The 5,081-nt window shown below is 66.2% G+C and carries 5 protein-coding genes; 2 read left to right on the top strand and 3 right to left on the bottom strand.

Going from position 1 to position 5,081, the window contains the following annotated elements; genetic code table 11:
• Window positions 1–125: 125 nt before the first annotated feature.
• The 3 genes from D7V97_RS39760 to D7V97_RS39750 all read right to left on the bottom strand — a co-directional run bounded on the left by D7V97_RS39760 (window position 126) and on the right by D7V97_RS39750 (window position 3,058).
• Complete coding sequence (locus D7V97_RS39760; protein WP_120615784.1) at window positions 126–1,844, bottom strand: protein kinase; 1,719 nt, start codon at window positions 1,842–1,844, stop codon at window positions 126–128.
• Window positions 1,845–1,881: 37 nt separating this feature from the next.
• Window positions 1,882–2,769, bottom strand: coding sequence for a DUF2381 family protein (locus tag D7V97_RS39755; RefSeq protein ID WP_158623555.1), 888 nt, complete (start codon window positions 2,767–2,769; stop codon window positions 1,882–1,884).
• A 64-nt stretch (window positions 2,770–2,833) separates the two neighbouring features.
• Window positions 2,834–3,058, bottom strand: a complete 225-nt coding sequence (locus D7V97_RS39750; RefSeq protein WP_158623554.1) for a helix-turn-helix domain-containing protein — start codon at window positions 3,056–3,058, stop codon at window positions 2,834–2,836.
• A 432-nt stretch (window positions 3,059–3,490) separates the two neighbouring features.
• Here D7V97_RS39750 and D7V97_RS46900 point away from each other — a divergent pair, with 432 nt between their 5' ends.
• On the top strand, window positions 3,491–3,745 hold the full coding sequence (locus D7V97_RS46900) for a hypothetical protein (RefSeq protein ID WP_120615781.1): 255 nt from the start codon (window positions 3,491–3,493) through the stop codon (window positions 3,743–3,745).
• 1,027 nt (window positions 3,746–4,772) lie between these two features.
• Window positions 4,773–5,081, top strand: a 309-nt coding sequence (locus tag D7V97_RS39740; RefSeq protein ID WP_304988529.1) for a DnaA N-terminal domain-containing protein, incomplete at its 3' end; no start/stop codon positions are given.

Here is a 5,081-nt window from a genome sequence, read left to right as displayed (position 1 = left end):
CCGCGGTCCTCACCGGGGCCGGGTTCGACGGAGTCCGGGTGGGACGGCCGCGAGGACCTGGCTGCGGCTTGAGCCGCCGGCTGCTCGCTTCAGGTCCTCATTCCGCGCAGGGCTGGCCCGCCTCGTCACTTCCATCGCCACACAGCAGACACTGGGAGTTCGCGGGGCAGCACCGTGGCTCCGGCCTTGGAACCCGGCAGCTTGCGCACACGACCTTCCGGACCGCCCAGCACGATGCAGATGGGGTAGGTGCTCCCGTCCGGGAGCCGGGCCTCGGTGTAGCGGGCGATGACAGCCTCGTCGTCCCCCTCGTAGATGCCTGGGCCTGTCCACATCCGCCCATAGAGCAACGTGCCGTCAGGCAGGGCCGGATCCGACCAGGAGTAGCCGACGATGCGCCCCACGACGGGACCATCCCGGTAGGTGCCGAGCTGACTCTGGTCACCTGGCTGGTTGATGTCGATAACGGCACTGAGGTCCTTGCGCAGGCTGAGCTGCTGAAACATGGCCTGTGTTGCAACCTCGGGGCAGCGCACGTTGGTGTCGGGGCGCGTTGGCGCACTCGGGCACGCGAGGCCCGCGGTGGCGCACAGCACCGCAGCGGCTTGCCGCACTGGAGTAAAGCGCCGGAGAGCAGCGATGGACGAGGGAGGCGTCAGGGAGGTGGGCACGGACAGGCTTCCTTTCTCAGGTGGGGGCGCGAGCATGCTGAGCGCCAGCCACAGGGCCAGTAAAACCGCCAGCACGCCGCACAAGCCCCACGTCACGACGCGTCTGCGAGTACGCGGAAGAGGGGCGCCGACAGGTTGAGCGTCGGGGGCCGGCTCCGATTCCTCCGGGACCGGCACGTCCACCTCCGCGCGTCCCGCCTCCCCCTGCACTTCTTGAGGGGCTGGCTCCTCTGGCAACGACTGCTCCAGGGATACCTGCCACTCCGGCTTCTTCTTCTCCTTGGCTGCGTCCCACAGCGCCTGGAGGAGAGCTTCCGTGTTGGCGAACCGGTCCTCGGGACGCTTCGCAAGCAGGCGCAGGGAGATGTCGCTCAGCGTGCGAGGCACCCTGGGGTTGACGACGTGAGGGGCGGTCGGGATCTTCGTCGCAATGGCGAGAACAAGCTGGTCGTAGGGCAGCTTCGGATCGAAGGCATAGACATCGGAGAGCGCCTCGTAGAGCAGCATGCCCAACGCGTAGAGGTCGCCTGCGGTACCCGGCTCGAAAGCGTTCCCTTCCTTCCAAGCGCCTTCTGCAAGAAAGGCCAGGCACTCGGGAGGCAGCAGGTGCGGCGACGTTGGTGGCACCCCCACCGTCAGGGTGACCATGCCCGGTTGTCTCGCCACGCCGAAGTCGATGAGGACGGGGTGCCCATCCTCCTTGCGGATGAGGATGTTGGATCCCTTCAAGTCCCGGTGCCACAGGTGCCGGCGATGCAGCTTGTCGACGAGCCGCACCACTTCCGTGAAGACCTCCAGGAGGCGCGCGGCCGTGGGCTTCATCCGCCAACACCACTCGGTGAAGGTCTCTCCCTCCACGTAGTCCGTCACGAAGTAGAGGTAGCCGGACGGCCCCAGCCAGTGGTCCAGGGCATGGACCTTCAGCCCGGTGTCATAGGCCATGTGGATCGCCGCCTCGCGCGAGACACGTCCATCCGCGTCCTCCTCCTCGGAAGCATGTTGGCCCGCGGGCCGCAGTGCCACCTTCATCGTGAAGGGCTGGCCGGGGTGCTCCTCCCTCTCCACCTTGAAGAGGCGTCCTCCCCCGCCACCACCGAGAAACTCGAGGATCCGCCAGGGACCTACCTGGTTTCCGGCGGTGAGATGGTCGGGATGCAGGGGCGACATCGTCATGCTCCGGTCCTCTTCCCTCGTCCAATCAAGGGGATGCCTACAGCCGCACGCCCCTGATGGGCAGGGCTCGTCCATTCGCGGTGTCCGACAACTCGAGGAGGAGTTCCTCCTCCGCCTGCCAAACAGGCGCCCCGGTCTCCACGAGCAACAGGCCCTCTTCACCGGGTGCGAGCTGGGGCTTATCCGTGCGCAAGGACTTCACCTGGATGGACTGGCCGCGCGCCGTTGACAGGCGCGCCACTCCCGGACTCCAGACGCGTTGGCCCACGAGGTTGCGTACGCGCACCGTGACGACTGTCCACGCCCTGGTCCGATAGCCCACGCCGCGTTCCACCTTGAGCCCGCTGGCGTTCCCGGGAGGAACCGCCGCCTTGAACACCGAGGTGATGACGTCCGAATCCAGGAGCCCTGAGAGGATGAGCCCCGTCGGTCCGCCGTCACCGCATCGGCCCTGCAGCGCGGCAAGCTGGGCTTGGACCTGGGTCAGCTCCAACTGGAGTGCCTCTGCGTTCCGTGCACGGCGAAGGACCTCGACGGCCGCGTCCACCTGCTCGCCAGCGGGGATGAGGATGAAGATGGCCTCTTGAGGAGCAGCTCCATCCGCGAATCGCACGGTGAGTAGGAGCCGCTCGTCAGCTGCCAGGTCCACCTTGGGCTTGAGGGTGACGGTGCGCTCCTCCACGACGACTCGTTCGAAGTGGGTGTCACGGCCCTGCACCATCACGCTCTTGGGCAGGAGCTGCGAGTCGAAGGTGAGCGTGGTGAGGACCCCCTTCGCCACATGAATCGAGGCCTCCACCGGACTTGTTGTCTGCAGGGAAAGAGCACGCTGCCGGAGCTGACGGGTAGGGGGCGCAGGCTGAGCGGCGGCGACTCCTGCCAGCAGCAGCGTCAGAAGCGAGAGCCGACATGAAAAGTAGGGCACGTGCTGAAGGACCTCCAGGGTTCCAACCTAACAGGGTTGTCCCGCGGATCCCGCTTCGGCGCACCTATCGATTCTTCGCCACCTTGAACAGCTCGACCGGGTCCACCTCAAAGCCTTCGGCGATCCGAGCGATGGTGGTGAGTGTGAGGTTCACTTCCTCGCCCTCGACGCGCTGGTAGACGCGCACGGTCATGCCGCTGCGGTGCGCGGCCTCCTCCTGCGTCCAGTCCCTCTGCTGACGCAGACGACGTACGGCAGCCGCCAGCCGCTGCTGGAGGTCTCTGTACACGGGAGACTCGTACTGCGCCGCCCGCTCGGGGCGGCGTCTTCTCTCGGCCGGGCGCCGCACCATCTTGCGGCGGGACCGTAGGAGGGCCTACGACAACTCTACCACGTCACTAGCGACGTGTCTTTTGTGACGCGTCACGGACGACAGCTCGGAGGCAGTGGCACACGGCTGACCCAATCCGGAGAGAGTGCGATGGCGCTGGTGAAGTGCGGGGAGTGCGGCAACGACATGGCGACCTCCGCAGCGGCCTGCCCGAAGTGCGGAGCGCCCCGACGCACGTCCATGCCTCCCTGGAAGGTGGACCTCATCGTCGGCGGGTGCATCGCAGGGGTATTCCTCGTCAGCGCCCTTCAGCTGGCGGGGAAAGAAGTTGGAGGCATGAGGAGCAGGACTTCCTCAGCTCGCGCTCAATCCACGGGGGAGCCAGAGTAGGTGGACATCGGTCCCTTGCTTCGGGAGTACGGAGCGAACGAAGTCCGAGCGGATGCCAGTTACCGGGGCCAGGTCATTCAGACGACGGGCTACGTCGAGAGCCTCGGACGGGACATGCTCGATTCCATCTACGTCGTGCTCACTTCCGCCTGCGGCTCCGAGCCAACCAGCCTTCAGTGCAACTTCGGCGAACTGAGTTGCAGCAGGTGGCCAACGTTTCCCGAGGTAACCACATCACCGTCCGCAGACGGGTAGCTGGACTGAGCCTGGGCAACATCATCGTCAGCAACTGCGAAATCGTCGGTACGTATGGGAGGGATGTACCCCATCGGGGCTTAGCGCCATTGTGACTCGCCTAAACTGATGCAGCCGCCGAGTTCCCCGCCGCCACCCGGTAGCACCGAACACCTTGGAAAAAACCTCCAACCGGCCAGCCCCACCGCGCGTGGGTGGGTGACGTCACCTATGTCTGGACCGACGGGGGCTGGTTGTACTTGGCGGTGCTGCTGGGCCTCTTCAGCCGCAAGGTGGTGAGCTGAGAGGACGTCCAGAACGCACATCCCGTCGGCACTTGCTTGCTCCCATCGCAACTCCTCACTTTCAAGATGTTGCGGCGACCAGTTGAATTCACCCAGTACGCGAGTGAGGACCACTGCCGACTAATGGCAATGCCGATCAGTTAGGTAGCGCTTGCGAGGGCCTACCGACTTGGTTGAGGGTGTGGCGATCTCGTTCTTGGAGATCGCCGCATGGGGCTTGCACAGGCCGTCCAGGGCGCCGCCTGGGTGGCTCCCGAGCAGTTCGACCGGTTTCGGCTGTCAGGGGCCGGGTCAACGGACCGCATCCGGGTCGGCCAAACGGATCGCGACTCCTGATCGCTCAGGACTGGCCGCTTGCGGCCGGTTGCCCTTCGCCCGCGCGCGGAGGGAGGGTCAAGGGCGCAGAACCGTTCAGGTTTCGGCGTAGCCGACCCTTGACGCTTCCGAGCACGCGGGCTGGTCGGAGTGATCGGGACTGCGATCCGAGGAGGTGACCCACGAGCGATCCGATGAGGCGGCCCATGACATCTAGGGAGCTACCGGACTCGCGGATCCGCCGGACTCCCGGATCCGATGGATCCATCGCACCGCTGCGGTGGATCCCCCACAGATCACTTGGAGGGAGTGAACCCCTGGGAACTGTTGAGCTTCCGGCCGGTTCCTTGATCGCCCGGAAACCGTCTGTTAGCACCGCCAGACGCCCGCTGGTTCTCCCTTCCGCACCGTCCTTTCCGAGCCTCCGTGTGAACGCCCTCGCCACTCAAGCCCCGCCGTCGCTGCCCAGTGCCGGAGTCGTCTGGACCCGCACGCTGGAGGCCATCCGTCACGAAGGGCTCCACTACGCGCTGACCTGGCTGGAGCGGATGCGCCCCCTGGAGGTGCGCGAGAACGCCCTCGTCCTGGGCGTCCCCGACCGCTTCTTCCGCGACTGGGTGGATGACCACTACCGCGCCATGCTGGAGACCCACCTGTCCCGGCTGGAGCCCTCGCTGGGCCGCGTCGCCTATGAGGTCGTCGTCGGCCCCCCGCCGTCCGCGAACCTGTCGCCCACC

The organism is Corallococcus sp. CA053C (assembly GCF_003611675.1).
In the GTDB taxonomy this organism is placed as follows: Bacteria; Myxococcota; Myxococcia; order Myxococcales; family Myxococcaceae; genus Corallococcus.
The sequence above is the reverse complement of the archived record's forward strand: the minus strand, read 5'-3'. Positions and strand labels throughout refer to the sequence as shown.

Coding starts and splice junctions, on each gene's coding strand:
- D7V97_RS39760 (WP_120615784.1), bottom strand. CDS start 1,844: ATGACGATGTCGCCCCTGCATCCCGACCATCTCACCGCCGGAAACCAG.